The organism is Enterococcus hermanniensis, assembly GCF_001885945.1.
Taxonomy (GTDB): Bacteria; Bacillota; Bacilli; order Lactobacillales; family Enterococcaceae; genus Enterococcus_A; species Enterococcus_A hermanniensis.
The window spans coordinates 70,504-85,776 of the sequence record NZ_JXKQ01000005.1 but is presented as its reverse complement, the minus strand read 5'-3'; the positions used below and the strand labels follow the sequence as shown (position 1 = coordinate 85,776).

The 15,273-nt window shown below is 35.3% G+C and carries 18 protein-coding genes; 11 read left to right on the top strand and 7 right to left on the bottom strand.

Features of this window, described 5'->3' with window-relative positions; all coding sequences use genetic code 11:
* Positions 1-210: 210 nt before the first annotated feature.
* Complete coding sequence (locus RV04_RS07150) at positions 211-1,560, top strand: APC family permease (RefSeq protein ID WP_071857792.1); 1,350 nt, start codon at positions 211-213, stop codon at positions 1,558-1,560.
* 49 nt (positions 1,561-1,609) lie between these two features.
* Here the strand turns inward: RV04_RS07150 and RV04_RS07145 are convergent, their stop codons facing one another.
* Together RV04_RS07145 and RV04_RS07140 are read right to left on the bottom strand one after the other, a co-directional pair.
* A complete protein-coding gene (locus RV04_RS07145; RefSeq protein ID WP_071857791.1) occupies positions 1,610-2,044 on the bottom strand; it encodes an acyl-CoA thioesterase in 435 nt (144 codons plus the stop codon).
* 2 nt (positions 2,045-2,046) lie between these two features.
* The gene (locus RV04_RS07140) at positions 2,047-2,883 is read right to left on the bottom strand and encodes an NAD(P)H-hydrate dehydratase (protein ID WP_071857790.1); all 837 of its coding nucleotides are present in this window, start codon (positions 2,881-2,883) and stop codon (positions 2,047-2,049) included.
* 182 nt (positions 2,884-3,065) lie between these two features.
* On the opposite strand from RV04_RS07140, the gene pepV reads away from it, so the two are divergent.
* Positions 3,066-4,478, top strand: a complete 1,413-nt coding sequence (pepV, locus tag RV04_RS07135; RefSeq protein WP_071857789.1) for a dipeptidase PepV — start codon at positions 3,066-3,068, stop codon at positions 4,476-4,478.
* Positions 4,479-4,648: 170 nt separating this feature from the next.
* Here pepV and RV04_RS07130 read toward each other — a convergent pair whose 3' ends face one another.
* Positions 4,649-4,984, bottom strand: a complete 336-nt coding sequence (locus RV04_RS07130) for a hypothetical protein (protein ID WP_071857788.1) — start codon at positions 4,982-4,984, stop codon at positions 4,649-4,651.
* A gap of 143 nt (positions 4,985-5,127) precedes the next feature.
* On the opposite strand from RV04_RS07130, the gene RV04_RS07125 reads away from it, so the two are divergent.
* The 3 genes from RV04_RS07125 (at position 5,128) to ytpR (ending at position 6,684) form a co-directional block, all read left to right on the top strand.
* Positions 5,128-5,445 (top strand): thioredoxin family protein, encoded by a 318-nt coding sequence (locus RV04_RS07125; protein WP_071857787.1) that lies wholly within the window; start codon positions 5,128-5,130, stop codon positions 5,443-5,445.
* 9 nt (positions 5,446-5,454) lie between these two features.
* Entirely contained in the window at positions 5,455-5,910 is a 456-nt protein-coding gene (locus RV04_RS07120; protein ID WP_071857786.1) for a universal stress protein, read from the top strand.
* 162 nt (positions 5,911-6,072) lie between these two features.
* Positions 6,073-6,684, top strand: a complete 612-nt coding sequence (ytpR, locus tag RV04_RS07115) for a YtpR family tRNA-binding protein (RefSeq protein WP_071857785.1) — start codon at positions 6,073-6,075, stop codon at positions 6,682-6,684.
* 44 nt (positions 6,685-6,728) lie between these two features.
* Here ytpR and RV04_RS07110 read toward each other — a convergent pair whose 3' ends face one another.
* Positions 6,729-8,045, bottom strand: a complete 1,317-nt coding sequence (locus RV04_RS07110) for a S1C family serine protease (RefSeq protein WP_071857784.1) — start codon at positions 8,043-8,045, stop codon at positions 6,729-6,731.
* 423 nt (positions 8,046-8,468) lie between these two features.
* On the opposite strand from RV04_RS07110, the gene rlmH reads away from it, so the two are divergent.
* Both rlmH and RV04_RS07100 read left to right on the top strand, forming a co-directional pair.
* On the top strand, positions 8,469-8,948 hold the full coding sequence (gene rlmH, locus RV04_RS07105) for a 23S rRNA (pseudouridine(1915)-N(3))-methyltransferase RlmH (protein WP_071857783.1): 480 nt from the start codon (positions 8,469-8,471) through the stop codon (positions 8,946-8,948).
* 67 nt (positions 8,949-9,015) lie between these two features.
* Positions 9,016-9,693 carry a TVP38/TMEM64 family protein gene (locus RV04_RS07100; RefSeq protein ID WP_071857917.1) on the top strand — a complete coding sequence of 226 codons (678 nt, stop codon included), beginning with the start codon at positions 9,016-9,018 and terminating at the stop codon, positions 9,691-9,693.
* A gap of 41 nt (positions 9,694-9,734) precedes the next feature.
* On the opposite strand, the gene RV04_RS07095 is transcribed toward RV04_RS07100, so the two are convergent.
* Complete coding sequence (locus RV04_RS07095; protein ID WP_071857782.1) at positions 9,735-10,274, bottom strand: hypothetical protein; 540 nt, start codon at positions 10,272-10,274, stop codon at positions 9,735-9,737.
* A 191-nt stretch (positions 10,275-10,465) separates the two neighbouring features.
* Between RV04_RS07095 and RV04_RS07090 the strand changes: the two genes are divergently transcribed.
* The 3 genes from RV04_RS07090 (at position 10,466) to RV04_RS07080 (ending at position 12,739) form a co-directional block, all read left to right on the top strand.
* Positions 10,466-11,245, top strand: a complete 780-nt coding sequence (locus tag RV04_RS07090; RefSeq protein ID WP_071857781.1) for a hypothetical protein — start codon at positions 10,466-10,468, stop codon at positions 11,243-11,245.
* Between the two features lie 205 nt (positions 11,246-11,450).
* Positions 11,451-11,960 carry a YehS family protein gene (locus tag RV04_RS07085; RefSeq protein ID WP_071857780.1) on the top strand — a complete coding sequence of 170 codons (510 nt, stop codon included), beginning with the start codon at positions 11,451-11,453 and terminating at the stop codon, positions 11,958-11,960.
* A 56-nt stretch (positions 11,961-12,016) separates the two neighbouring features.
* Complete coding sequence (locus tag RV04_RS07080; RefSeq protein ID WP_425429340.1) at positions 12,017-12,739, top strand: potassium channel family protein; 723 nt, start codon at positions 12,017-12,019, stop codon at positions 12,737-12,739.
* A 42-nt stretch (positions 12,740-12,781) separates the two neighbouring features.
* Here the strand turns inward: RV04_RS07080 and RV04_RS07075 are convergent, their stop codons facing one another.
* A complete protein-coding gene (locus RV04_RS07075) occupies positions 12,782-13,300 on the bottom strand; it encodes an HdeD family acid-resistance protein (protein WP_071857778.1) in 519 nt (172 codons plus the stop codon).
* A 385-nt stretch (positions 13,301-13,685) separates the two neighbouring features.
* On the opposite strand from RV04_RS07075, the gene RV04_RS07070 reads away from it, so the two are divergent.
* On the top strand, positions 13,686-14,744 hold the full coding sequence (locus RV04_RS07070) for a serine hydrolase (protein ID WP_169818193.1): 1,059 nt from the start codon (positions 13,686-13,688) through the stop codon (positions 14,742-14,744).
* Between the two features lie 62 nt (positions 14,745-14,806).
* Here RV04_RS07070 and ndk read toward each other — a convergent pair whose 3' ends face one another.
* Positions 14,807-15,214, bottom strand: a complete 408-nt coding sequence (ndk, locus tag RV04_RS07065; RefSeq protein WP_071857776.1) for a nucleoside-diphosphate kinase — start codon at positions 15,212-15,214, stop codon at positions 14,807-14,809.
* Positions 15,215-15,273 lie beyond the last annotated feature (59 nt).

Sequence of the window (15,273 nt, the reverse complement as noted above, 5' to 3'; positions counted from 1 at the left end):
AATAAGAAAAAGGGGAATGTGAAAAAATAACGTTCCCCTTTTTATAACCCCATGGTAAAATAATTTTCGAACAAACAATATAAGTTATCAAATACTTAGTTCATCGCAATTTATCGTTTTATTTTTTAATAATGTAACTTATGTTTTTTGTTTTTGAATTCAAGTTAAGAAGTGAACAAACATTCACTTCGCCATAGAGGAGGAAAAAAAATGGCAAGTAACGAACCAAATGTTGTGAGTTCTCACGAAGGTGAATTAAAACGCACAATGACATTCTTCCCGGCCCTTTCAACTGTAATGGGTACAGTAATCGGTGCGGGTGTATTCTTTAAAGCTGCAAGTGTGGCAGCGGTAACAGGATCAACAAGTCTACATATGCTGTCTTGGTTCTTAGGTGGTTTAATCAGTGTGTGTGCTGGTTTAACAGGTGCCGAATTAGCAGCAGCAATTCCAGAAACAGGTGGAATGTTACGTTATATCGAACGTGCTTATGGAGAATTTTGGAGTTTCTTACTAGGGTGGGCACAAGTAGTTATTTACTTCCCAGCAAATGTTGCCGCTTTAGCAATCATTTTTGGAATACAATTCAAGAACTTATTCGGTTTGAGCAATGCAGCGATTATTCCAATCGCGATCATTGCAGCGACAACGATCATGTTGATCAACTTCCTAGGCTCAAAAGCCAGTGGGATGTTCCAATCAATCACTTTAGTATGTAAATTAGTTCCGTTAGCATTAATTGTTATCTTTGGTTTATTACGTCAAGGTGATGTGTCAGTAAGTTTATTCCCAGTTGAAGCAGGAGCACATGTTGGTGGTTTTGCTCCAGCATTAGGTGCCGGTCTATTAGCAACAATGTTTGCTTACGATGGCTGGATCCATGTTGGAAATATCGCTGGTGAATTGAAAAACCCAGCCCGCGACTTACCTCGTGCAATCGCTGGTGGTATTTTAGGTATCATGGTTGTTTATTTATTAGTTCAATTCGCATTCTTACGCACACTAGATATTTCTCAATTAGCTGGTAATGAAAATGCAGCAATGGATGTTGCTGGAAAAATCTTTGGCGGCATGGGCGGTAAATTAGTAACGATCGGTATCTTGATTTCCGTATATGGAACCATCAATGGTTATACAATGACCGGTATGCGTCTGCCTTATACAATGGGTCTTGAAAAACAATTACCATTCTCTGATAAATTAGTGAAATTAAACAAAAATAAAGTACCTTATATTGCAGGTATCTTAGAGTTAGTAATTGCTGTAGGCATGATGATGATCGGCGGATTCGATATGTTAACAGATATGTTAGTTTTCGTTATCTGGATCTTCTACACATTAGTATTTATCGCCGTTATCAAATTAAGAAAATCTGAACCAGATATGGTTCGTCCTTATAAAGTGCCACTTTATCCAATCATTCCAATTATTGCAATCGTAGGTGGGTTATTCATCTTAGTTATGACATTAATCAACCAATTCCAATTAGCGATGATCGGTATCATAATTACAGCATTAGGTATTCCATTCTATCTATACCTAAAGAAAAAGTATAAATAATTAGAATCAAATCAAAAAGCTCACCTCAAAACTTTGAGGTGAGCTTTTTTTAATAACTTTCTTTCGTTGTTTCATAGTAATCTAAAAATAATTCATGGATTATTGGGTGTGTCTTTTTAAGTTGGATCAGTCGATTGTTTTCATAAGACATGAAGCAATGCTGACTAGTCCCAGTCGTAACCAATTTTTCCCCTTGGTAGATGCGGTATTCAAAATCTAAACGTGTACCAGTGTATTTTGTTACAAAAGGTTTGATCACTACCTCATCACCAAAACGAACCATTTCTTTGTATTCACAGCTGACTCCTAAGACCGGAATCATGATTCCTTCAGCTTCGATTTTTTCAAAAGGGCAATCCATAAAATTCAATGCATCGACGCGGGCTTCTTCAAACCAACGAATATAATTTGAATGATGAATGATGCCCATTTTATCAGTTTCATAATAAAACGGTTTACGTACATAACCAGGGTATTTTTCCATAATTAATTCCTTTCAATCGATCGTTTCATATAAGTAGGCAAAGCGGCACTAATGGAAGTAGGTAATACAATATAATTTTTTTGGTATAATTCATCACCAATCAGACTGTGCAAGTAAACAGCAGCGCCAATTGTATCGATCGTTTTATCAAACTGAGCTAAAAAACCAGTGATTATTCCAGCTAAGGTATCCCCCATCCCTCCAGTAGCCATACCAGGATTTCCTAATGGATTATGATAATAGGCAATTGAATTATCATATATGGTTGTTCGGTGGCTCTTCAATACAATTTTTGCCCCTAATAAAGCTTGTTTAGCACAATTATTTTCTGTAGTTTGTTCATCTAATGCCAAACCACTCAAACGTGACCATTCGGCTTCATGTGGCGTGAAAACTGTTTGCTTTGGATGAGGAAGAGTCAGCGAATTTTCACTAAAGAGCGTGATAGCAGAGCCATCAATGACTAGCCATTGTTTTTCTTTTTGGACAGCTAGGATATTTTTAAGCAGCTTTAAGGCGGGAGCATCTAAACCTAAGCCTGGTCCAATCAAAATAACAGTAGCCGAATCAAGTACTTTTTGAATGGCCGCTTTTTCCGAAAAAGCCAAAACCATGGCTTCCGGTAAACGAGTATGAAGAGCGGTATGGTTTTTCTCAGCTGTAATGACTGTTGTAAGTCCAGCGCCACACTTGATACAGGCCTCGGCACTCATGATGATCGCACCACCGTATTGTTGATTTCCACCAATCAAAACGGCTCTACCAAAGGTCCCTTTATGAGAAATTTCAGGGCGTTTCGTGATCACTTTAGCTAAAATTTCTGCGTTCATTTGAACCATTTAAACACCTACTTTCGTTAAGTGAGAATGTTATGAAAATAATCGGCGAAATCCGGTTATTTGTTTTTATTATAAGATAAAAAAAAGAGTCTGTCGTCGGGTTTCTTAAAGAGTTTTCATTTTTATTCTGGTCCGGAGAATGCTATCATTATAGTGGGTTAAATTAAAGGAGGAATCTTTCAATGACAATCGATTTTAAAAAAGAAGTCGAAGCACGCAAAGAAGATCTGTTAGCAGATTTATTCACTTTATTACGCATCAAGAGTGAACGTGAAGACGACAAAGCAACAAAAGAAGCTCCATTCGGACCAGGACCGGTCGAAGCATTAGAAAAAATGTTAGAGATCGCTGAACGTGATGGCTTCACAACTAAAAATGTTGATAACTATGCTGGACATTTTGACTATGGTGATGGCGATGAAACTTTAGGTATTTTCGGTCACTTAGATGTAGTCCCTGCAGGTGATGGTTGGGATTCAGATCCTTATGAACCAGAAATCCGCGATGGAAAATTATATGCACGTGGTTCAAGTGATGACAAAGGCCCGTCAGTTGCCGCTTACTACGCAGTTAAAATCATTAAAGAATTAGGGTTGCCAATCTCTAAAAAAATCCGTTTTGTCTTCGGTACCGACGAAGAAAGCGGCTGGGGAGATATGGACTATTACTTTGAACATGAAGAAAAACCTGATTTTGGTTTCTCTCCAGATGCGTATTTCCCAATCATCAATGGTGAAAAAGGGAACGTTACAATGATCCCTCATTTTGATGGCACAAATGGAACATCTTATGTGTTAGTAAACTTTGAAGCTGGCTTGCGTGAAAACATGGTTCCAGGTAATGCTGTTGCTGAAGTAAAAGTTGCTGATTCAGCTGCGGCAGAACAATTAGCAAAAGATTTTGCTGATTTTGTTGAAAAAAATCCGGTTAAAGGGACTGCTGAAGTAGCTGGAACGACCGTTAAATTTAACTTAGATGGAAAAGCCGCTCATGGGGCAAGCCCACAACTAGGGACTAACGCGGGAACATTCTTAGCTGTTTTCCTAGATAACTATGATTTCGAAAAAGGTGCGAAAGCATTTATCGAAAATAGTGCAAAATACATTCATGAAGATGTTTATGGGAAAAAACTTGGCGTAGACTTCAACAATGAAAAGATGGGCGAATTGACAATGAATGCCGGTATCTTTACTTTTAAAGATGGTCAAGATAACGACAATCATATCACGTTGAACTTCCGTTACCCTAAAGGTACAACGGCTGAAGAAGTCCAAGCAAAATTAACAGAATTATTTGGTTCAGATGTAAACGTAACGATGGGGGGACACCACATGTTGCCTCACTACGTACCAGCTGATGATCCATTAGTGGCTACTTTGTTGGATACTTTTGAAGATCATACTGGGATCAAAGGTGAAGAAATGGTTATCGGTGGCGGAACATTTGGTCGTTTACTAGAACGCGGTGTTGCCTACGGTGCTCAATTCCCAGGATTTGAAGATACAATGCACCAAGCAAACGAATATATGTCTGTGGAAGATATTTTAAACTCTGCAGTGATCTATGCAGATGCTATCTATCGTTTAGTAAAATAGAGCAAATAGATGAAAAACGGGTACGCGTAGCGTGCCCGTTTTTTTGTTGACCATTATAATCTTAAAAGATGTTATTTTTGTAATTATAAAGCATGATTATCAATAACGTAGTAATAGATAAAATAAAAAAGTTACAAAAATAGAACGTTTGCAACTTTTTGAATCTCTCATTATTCATTAATGATACGTTCAATACTTAAAACTGCACCGGTTTTAGCATCGGCTTTAAATTCATAAGCAACGAGCTGCTCATCTTCTGTGCGAGTAATCCCACCAGAAAGAACTTCCATTGAAATTGCAAATTTTTGTAAATGTTCTGTATCAAAAGAAATCCAAGAACCTTCGATGGGTCCTTCTTTCAAAAATTCCGCTTTGATTTGATCTAAAATTTTATCAGGAGAGCTGTTTTGCTGTTTACGATAATAATGATGTGCAACGATCCCACCGGCTAAACCGAGTGCCGAACCAAACATCAGACCTTGCATAAATTTTTTTGCTTTCTCCATAATGCGATCCCCCTCTTGGATATGTTCGCTTTATTTTAACATAGAATAAGAACAATTAGGCTGTTAGACAACGAGAGTCGCTCCTTTCTCAAAAACTGAGAAACGTGTATAATTAAATTAGTAAAAGAAAAGGTCGTGAAGAAATGATTATCCCAAAAAATATTGAAGAGTTAGCGAAATATGCACAAGTCGGAAAAAATGTGTTCTTTTTCACCGCAGACTGGTGCGGAGATTGTAACTTTATTAAACCACAAATGCCTGCGATTGAAGAAGAATTTCCACAATTTCAATTTATCCAAGTAGATCGTGATGAGTATATAGATGTAGCAGCAGAGTGGAGTATTTTTGGGATCCCTAGTTTTGTCGTTGTAGACGATGGAAAAGAATTAGGGCGTTTGGTCAATAAAAATCGTAAAACGAAAGATGAAATCGCAGGCTTCTTACAACGAGTAGAAGGGTAGGCAATTCTTATGTTTACACAATCATATAAAAATATTTTAGTTGGTATCGATGGTAGTGACCAAGCAATTGAAGCATTCAAAAAAGCCTTGGCGGTAGCTAAAAGAAATGATGGGACCGTTTATGTGGCTAATGTGATCGATCATCAATTTTACACGTTCATGAGTTATTCGCCATTGAATGAAAATATTATGGATCAATTAACAGAAGATGCCAAAGAATTGATTGCGGATTGTAAACAAATTGGTAAAGAATCCGGATATGAAAAAATCGAAGGGGTCATTGCTTATGGTTCAGCAAAAGAAGCGATGGCTAAGACGTTACCAGAAAAATATAATGTTGATTTGGTGATGGTCGGTCAATCAGGACTAAATGCGGCTGAACGATTCATGACCGGTAGTGTAGCTAGTTATGTGATCAAAGAAGCCACCTGTGATGTGTTAGTAGTTCATCCGAGCGCGGAATAAAAAGCTGGCTTGTCCAGCTTTTTATTTGGGAAAAAATAACTAATCAATGGATAAATTTTTAATGAAACTATCCGTTTTTTTTATTGGAAATGAAAAAAATCTCATGCAAATGACCCGTAGTATTTGTTAAGATACGAGAGGATTATAGATGGAGGTAAAGACGTGATTTTTGCATACAATAAACAAAATGTCGGCGATACTTTGATGGTGATCGTCAAAAACGATGAAAATAAAGAAAATAAAACAGAACGAAAAGGTGCGGTAGCTCGTATCCAAACAATTGATGGCGAAACGGTTGCTTGGAACTTTTTTAATGTTTCTGATTACGTAACGATTCAAGGAAATGGTCAAGTAGAACTTAGAGAGAACGATATCGACATATTAAATGAACAACTAAAAACAGCAGGGTATGAAGAACGTTTAGTTGCAGATCTTTCTCCTAAATTTGTTGTTGGTCATGTAAAAACATGTGTGGAACATCCGGATTCAGATCATTTACATATTACTGAAACCGAAGTAGATGGTGGCAATACGCTGCAAATCGTTTGTGGCGCTGCAAATATCGAAGCAGGTCAGAAAGTGGTTGTAGCAAAACCAGGTGCGATGATGCCGGATGGTCAAATGATCTGGCCGGGAAATCTTCGTGGTGTGGATAGTTTTGGAATGATCTGTTCTGCAAAAGAATTACATTTACCGAATGCGCCTGAGAAAAAAGGAATCTTAGTTTTAGCAGCAGATGCGAAAACTGGAGAAAAATTTGAAGTAGGCAAATAAAAAAATCCGTTGAGAGTATTCCTCTCAACGGATTTTTTTATTTGTTAGTTACTATTTCCTTGTTGGGTCGTTGTATTTGATTTCAATGAACTAGAATCTAAGGTTAATTTTACAGAAACCGTTTCTTTCTTGTCTTGACGATAATAAGTAATTTTTACAGTATCGCCAACTTTATGTTTGTACAAAGCAGATTGTAATTCTACACCCGTCGTAACATTGGTATCATCTATTTTTGTGATTACATCATATTTTTTCAAACCAGCTTGAGAGGCTGGAGTTGAAGACTGGATACTTGCAACCACGACACCTTGTGTGACAGAACTTGGGACTTTGATGATCTCACTTAATTGCTCAGTTGAAAGATCAGAAAGGTTGACCATTGAGATCCCTAAAGCTGGACGGATAACTTTGCCATCTTTTTCTAATTGGTTAATGACATTGACCACATCATTACTTGGAATAGCAAAACCAATTCCTTCAACACTGACATTTGATTCTGTTTGAACGATTTTACTAGAATTGATTCCGACTACTTGACCAGCCATATTCACTAAAGGACCACCGGAGTTACCGGGATTGATCGCTGCATCCGTTTGGATCGCATTGATGTTGATTGTTTGTCCATCATCATTTTGATTGACTACTTGACGATTCAATGAAGAGATAATTCCTGAAGTAACAGAGTTGGCATATTGAGAACCTAAAGGAGATCCTAATGCAATTGCAGGTTCACCGACTTTTAGACTACTTGAGTCACCAAAAGTAGCGGCAGTAATGCCAGAGACTTTTTCGGAATCAACTTTCAATACGGCCAAGTCAGTATAAGAATCTGTTCCAACTAAAGAAGCTTTAACTTTTGTCCCATCTTCTAATAGTACTTCAAGACCATCTTGATTTTCGACCACGTGATTATTCGTAACGATATACGCAGTATTGCCTTCAACTTTGTAGATAACACCAGAACCTTCAGAAGATTCCTCTAAGTCACTATTTTCGCTAGATGAAGAACTGCTGTTGCTATCACTGTCGTTACCAAAAATATCAGAAAATCCGCCTAAACCACTCTGAGTTTGTTGTTGTTTTTGCAAATTGATGACTGAAACAACCGCACCTTGAACTTTTTTAGCGGCATCAGTGACATCTGAATTAACATCGACTTTCATATTACTTACTTTTGTATTCCCAGCACTAGGAGAACCGCTAGCTGTTTGACTGCTAGGAGATAGTAGTGAACCATTTGCGACATAAAAAATACCGATCGTTAGAACAGCCCCAAGGACACCACCTAGTAAACTAATCCCAAATCGCTTTAAAAAGCCAGCAGATCTTTTTGGCCGGGGTGTAATATCTTTTCTTACCATAATTTCCTCCACCTCTACTATAAATTAAGTTATATTGAGTATAGTATTATCTTATAACTTAAGTCTACTACACTGATTTGATTTTTTTATGAAAAAGATTTGTAGGAAAAAATATATCAAAGATTAATTGATTGTTTTCCACAACAACAGTGGAAAACCTAGGAAAAACAGTGTTGATGAATAAAATAAAGTTATCAACAGCTTTGTGGAAAAAGTGGATAAATAAGTGGAAAACAAGTGTTTGTCTAATGAAAACTTGTAACACAAGAGCTTTTTATAGTTTTATCTGTGGATAAACCTGTGATTAGTGTGCATAAGTACGTGGAAAAGTGAGTGTATTTCTTTTTAAGGTATTAAAAACAGTGGACAAGTATAAGTTGTTACTAAGAAAAAGAAAAAATTTAACTAGTATGGGAGTAGAAAATGAATATCAAAATTATTACAGTGGGAAAATTAAAGGAAAAATATTTAGTTCAAGGAATCAACGAATATACAAAACGTCTGTCTAAATATTGTAAAATCAGTTTGATTGAAGTAGCCGATGAAAAAGCACCTGAAAAACTTAGTGAGGCAGAAATGATCCAAGTGAAAGAAAAAGAAGGCGAGCGTATTCTAGCTAAAATCAAAGAACAAGAATATGTTTTTGCGTTAGCAATCAATGGAAAAAATCCAAGTAGTGAAGAATTCGCCGCTACGTTGGATAGTCTCCAAACAAGCGGGAAAAGTCAATTTGTTTTCGTGATCGGGGGCTCATTAGGGCTTAGTGACCAAGTATTGACCCGCAGCAACGCCAAAATATCCTTTGGTAAAATGACCTATCCACATCAATTGATGCGTCTGATTTTAGTCGAACAAATCTACCGAACCTTTAGAATCAATAATAATGAACCATACCACAAATAATAGATTATTTGTGTGCGTTCTTAACCACGAATATCTGTATAATTAATGAGCGAAGTGGGTGAATGAGTTGAATAAAAAAAGAGTGAAAACACTCCTGATTGTTTTTGGTATTCTTCTAATGATTATTTTGGGCTATCATTTGTATTTACAATATCAACAAGACATTCATTTATTTATTGATCCAAAAACCAGTAAAGCAAGATTTGTAAAAGAAGTCCAATCGCACGGTATGTTATCAGCACTTTTATTGATAGGATTAACAACTATGATGTGTGCTGTACCAGGAGTTCCTACATCGGTAGTTGGTGTGATCTCAGGGCTTAGTTTTGGTCCCTTATTAGGATCAATAATCAATATTTTGGGAAATACAATTGGGAATACAATCGCCATTTATTGTATGAGTAAGTTTAAATTATTTGATAAAAAAGAACAATCGAATCATTGGATACAATCTATAACAGAGTTGAAACATCCCAGAATAGGATTGATGTTAGGGTACATGGTTCCAGTTATTCCTTCTTCAGTGATCAATATCACGGCTGAAGCGCTAAAGCTACCACTAAAAGAAATCCTTCTATCCATCGTTATCGGTGTTATTCCGTCATCTATTCTTTATGCTTGTGGAGGAGACACTCTGATTCAGGGAATTAGTAAACCGACAATCATTCTAGTCATAGGTATTATTGTTTTGATTAGTTTAATAGTAGTTATCTATAAAAAAGAGAAAAAGAAGCTCCACTTATAATTACGTGTAAGTAATTATAAGTGGAGCTTCTTTTTAATCTATTAAAGATGATTATTAAACACTTTTTTTGTAGGTAAAACGTATTGAGATGGATCTATTCCATCTGCTGCTAGCGCTTCTTTAAAATCTTCTACACTAAGATCGATTTTTCTAGAAAGATCAAAAACACTATGCAAGACATCATGAAAATACATACTATTCCCTTGTTCGAAATAAGTTTTATATTCAGGCGATGAGGGACTATTCCCCGTCTCAGCTTGATAACGCTCAGATTCTTGTAAATAATTATTAAAATGTTCATTAGTATAATCAACAAAATGATTAAAAATGTCAATTGCTAGCGATAAATCATGGAACCAAAGCGCATAGGTTTTTTTTGCTAAACCGCCTTTTACCTCAATTAGATTAAAATTATCATCTCGTAAATATTGAGGAACAAGCATTTCAATGTTTAATGCTAGACCTGTAAAAGAAACATTATCGAATTTGAATAGTTTTAAATCTTCTAATTCTTTAAGCAAACTTTCTGAAGTGAAATTGCGATTTTCCATACTTTTATAGACTTTTTTTTGTTGAAACATTTTTTCAGCCCCTCTACTTCTATCATTATATTTAGTATAAACTATGCCGTAAGTATTTTATAGATAAAAGATTAGCGCTTCCAAATTAAAGGAGCCACTTTAATTGGATCACTTCTCTAAGATGAAATCCTTACTTTAAATAGTGTTATAATCTAACTGTATAAAAACAAAACTATTTGGGGGACAAATCAATGAAAAAGATAGCGGTCTTTTTGGTAGGAGCATGTTCGATCGTACTTTTAGCAGGGTGTCAATCGACAAAAAAAGAACAACAAACGGAATCGAAAAGTAGTGATAGTATCATTGTAAAAAGTACTTCCATGCCGTCAATTTCTAAAGCAACTTCGGAAACAACTTCAACGTCATCAAGTACTTCAAGTGAAGCAAGTATTACTTCAGAATCTCAAAGTAGTAGTCAGAAAGAAGCACAAAAAAATAAGTCGATTGTGTTAAATGACAATCAAAAAGGACAAATCACCAATGATTTCTTGGGGTGGGCAAGTCAACGAGCTGAGATAGGAAATATGGCAGTGAGTGATTGGTACTTTGATCACGGTGCAGCTGGTAAGGGTGATTGGTATGCAAATACCCCCGATGGGCAAGTTCAAGTTCAAAACAACGGCTATCCAGGGTTTGGTTCATTTGCGATTCATGCCATTGGTGGGTGTGTTTTCTACACAGCTAAAGATGGTAACATTGGAAAGCAAGAACTGTTTGCAGATTCTTTTGCAACCAATTATTCGGCAAAAATGGATTGGTCAAAGCCAGTAAGCAAATATTTACTTGGGGATAATGGCATGGTTTATGAATTAAAGACCGGCAACGGAACGCCTGTAAGTACGAATACTGGTTTTGGTGAATACAATGACGAAGGAACTCAAATGGACTATCCGCCAACACTGGACTTTCAAATTTCTGAGGACACTGCAGCACAAGCAAAATTACAAGAATTAATCAGTGCGTATCAATAATAACCAGAACAAGGCTACTTTGAGGAGTAGTCTTTTTTACTAGTTAATTTAGCAGCGCATATTTTTTATAAATTAAAAATAGTAGAACTGAAAGGTTTATTTGTAAATCATTTCCTTAAAGAAAAAGAAGTTGTATGATGAATGTGTGTAAAATTTATTCTTATCAAAAATAAATCAATAAAAATAGATATATAGGAGAGAATGTATGAACAATAATGATCGCTTGTTACGATTGAGATACGCAGTAGATATAAAGGATCAAGACCTGATTAGAGCTTTTGAACTTGGTGGAATGACAGTTACACATGAGGAAGTTAGTGCGATGCTGACTAAAGAAAAAGAAACGCGACCAGATGAAGACAATATTTATCTGAAGCCGATCAACAACCACGTCTTGGATTCTTTTTTAAACGGTTTTATTACTTTAAAAAGAGGTCCGCAAAAAAATAAATCCGAGGTGGGAGTTGCTCCTAGGAGTAAAGAAATCAAATATATCAATAATATTTTGTTGAAAAAATTAAAAATCGCTTTGTTTTTAACGAGTGATGATATGTTGACTATCTTTGCGGAAGCAGGAGTTTATCCGTCTAAAGGTGAATTAGGAGCGATTTTGAGAAAAGAGGGGCATCGTAATTTTAAACCTTGTGGTGACAAATACATGCGTAATTTTTTAAAAGGGTTAGGAATTTGTTATCGTGCCGAAGAGAATCGTTAGTTTTTTTTTTACATTCATAAAAGAAGCCAGGACCATTCATTTTGAGAGTAAAAGGAGTGAGATTTTTGGATAAAGGATGGAGGAATCAATTGTATCTTGTTGGTGATTTTGTCTTAACGTTCTTTTGGATTTTATTATTCATATTAAGCTTGGCTGGTATAATTGATATCAATCAATTTCCATACCGGCAAATCGATACGTGTATCTTACTCTTCTTTTTTATCAGTTACATGGTCCGTCTTTTTAGGGCATCGAATAAAAAGGCGTATTTCATCAATAATATTTTTGACTTATTAGCAATTATTCCGCTGAATTTTTTGAGTGGTGTTTTTTTGTTAAAAGCAAATCGCTTGTTTCGTATCGTCAATTTATTGGCAAAACTAGGACACAATAAAAACAGTATCTTATATCGCAATGGATTCATTTATGCATTGTATGCTAGTGGCTGTATCATTTTTGTTGGTAGTGGTTTTTATAGCCTTGCGGAAAATATTGGTTATAAAGATAGTATTTGGTTTAGTTTAGTAACCATGACGACTGTAGGGTATGGTGATATTGTTCCAAAAACAGATTTGGGTAGGTTTATTGCAGCGATAACAATGCTTTTTGGCATTGGCTTTATTGGCATGTTGACATCAACGATCACAAATTACTTCAAGGATCGAAATACAAATAAAAAAAAGAAAGCTTCTGAGATTGAAGAACTACATACAAAAGTTTCTGAGCTAACACAAGCTGTGGAACATTTAACTCGAAATTTAGAAGATAAAGAAAAATAAATCAAAAAACCATTCTCTTTATTAAGAGAATGGTTTTTTGACTTAAAAAGCATAAACAATAAATGAAATTCCCATCATCATAAAGTAAAAACCAACTAAAAATGCCAGTGTTAATGCTGAAGTGATTGGGTTGAACAATAGCATGAAACCTAAAATTATTCCGAGGATGTTTATGATTAAATTAAACCAGTAAAATCCTGTTCCACGTGTTCGAAAAATACTAGATTCAGCTAATGCTACGAGTGAATCGACAATAAACCAGATCGCAAAAATATAAGGTAACGCAATTAACCCAGCTGAAGCGTTAAAGAATAGGAAAATCCCTACTAGTAAATCGAAGATCCCAACGATAATCAACATCGTAGATTTTTGATTCGTAAATTCGTGTAATTTACGTCTTACAAACAATTCGAAAATCCCCTTAAAAATAGCCAATAAAGCAAAAATATAAACAATGGCTAACAAACTACTTTCTGGATTTTTGAATGCTGAAAGAGATACTAAAATGAACAAAATTCCTACTAAAAAATATGGAAAACTAAAACCTGATTTTCTTTCCATTTTCTTTCACCTCCATAAAATAAGTATACCCTTCTTGTTGAAGAAACAAAAAATAAACGCTTTTTCGCTAACGTAATTTCTTTCAGATTTATGTTATCTTTTTTTCCCTTGAATAGTTTGTTTTTTTGAATTTTACTTATTAATTGTTTTAAAAATAGCGAAAAATAAGTTTAAAATTTAATGTAATTTAGTAATGAAAACAATTTATTCTAAAGTATTTTAAGATTCCTTATGTTTATTTCATAAAAAATATTGTATTATTTAAAAGATATTTTAAGAAAGGTCGTTACAAATGGTCATTAGTTTATGTTTAGCAGTAATTTTTTTAGGGTTAGTTGTGCTGGTTTTTCTAAATAAAAAGCAACATTTGAAAAAGGGAGAACTCTTGAAGAAGGCACTGCTTTTTTGGTTAGCTATCACGCTAGCCTGGATTCTGTACCTAATTTTCTATCATATTCCATTATTGAAAGATAATGCAGAATTCGTTTCGATCAATGGTTTTCTACTGTTTTTATTTTACTATTTAAATAAATCCTATAAGTGGTTAGATAAGGTACTGTTCCAGCGTCTTTTTGCTCTATGGTTAGTACTTATTTGTTTATTTATTGTTGGGAGTAGTATCAATGATCAGCGTCAAGCAGGAGTAGATTTTTGGTCAATCTTTCAAACAGGAGCCGATGAGCCTAAAGAAGATCAGAAAGAAGCAAAGAAGAAAAAATTGATAAAACAAAAAGCAACTGATTTAAAAGAACGTTGGCAAGCAACGTTGAAAAATTATCCAGACACAAATGTTGATATTGCATTGTATAGTAAAGCCGATGATCATACGTATAAATTAACTCATCAACCGCAAGATAATCCATTTTATACAGCTAGCATCATCAAAGTCTCGATTTTAGCTCAGATATTACATTTAGAACAAACGAAACAATTAACGGTCTCAGATGAGGAACGGACTTTAATGCAGTCGATGATCGAGCAAAGTGATAATGAAGCTACTACGTACTTATTAACGAATAAATTGGATGGCTATAATGGGACCGCACCACTATTTAAAGCATTGAAAATGCGCCATAGTGCGCCTGATTTGACTGCATGGGGAACCTCTACTACCACAGCAACAGATCAAATCACGTTATTGAATGAAATATTCTTTTCAAATAATTTTTTGAATAAAGAAAATACAGCGTATATAGAAAATTTAATGGGAAACATTGAAAGTGATCAAAACTGGGGGATCTCAGCTATAAGTGATGAGTCACAATTGAAAAATGGTTGGTTACAATATAATGAAGCTGGTTGGATCGTGAATTCAATTGGACACGTTATAATTGCAGGGAAAGAATATACAATGGCTGTTTTGACGAATAATAATACTACGCAAGCAGAGGGGCAACAATTGATTGAACAGTTATCTAAAGATGTACAAAAAGTGGTCAAATAGATGGCAATCAATTAAAAAAATCGCTGAACTATAAGAGTTCAGCGATTTTTTCGTCTTATTCATTAAGGTTCTTGCGGAAAAAAACGAGTGATTTCTATTTGAGCTGCTTGTTGTGAATCAGAAGCATGAACAATATTTTGGGTCGAATCAATTGCAAAATCGCCTCGAATGGTTCCAGGAGCTGCCTCTAAGGCATTGGTTTTTCCAATCATCGTTCGAATCAAATGAATCACATTTTCTTGTTCGATGATCATTAAAACAACAGGACCAGAAGTCATATAATCGACTAAGCTATCAAAAAAAGGTTCATTTTTTAAATGTGCGTAATGCTCTTTAACGATAGCTGCAGACAATGTTTCTAGAGTCATTTTTTTGATAATAAGCCCACGATCTTCAAAGCGTTGAATAATTTTTCCAATCAATTTTCTTTTTATACCATCAGGTTTTATAATGACCAATGTTTGTTCCATGAAGAGCCCTCCTTAGCGCAGGTACTAGTAGTGAATAAAAAGCCTTGATGTTTGAACAT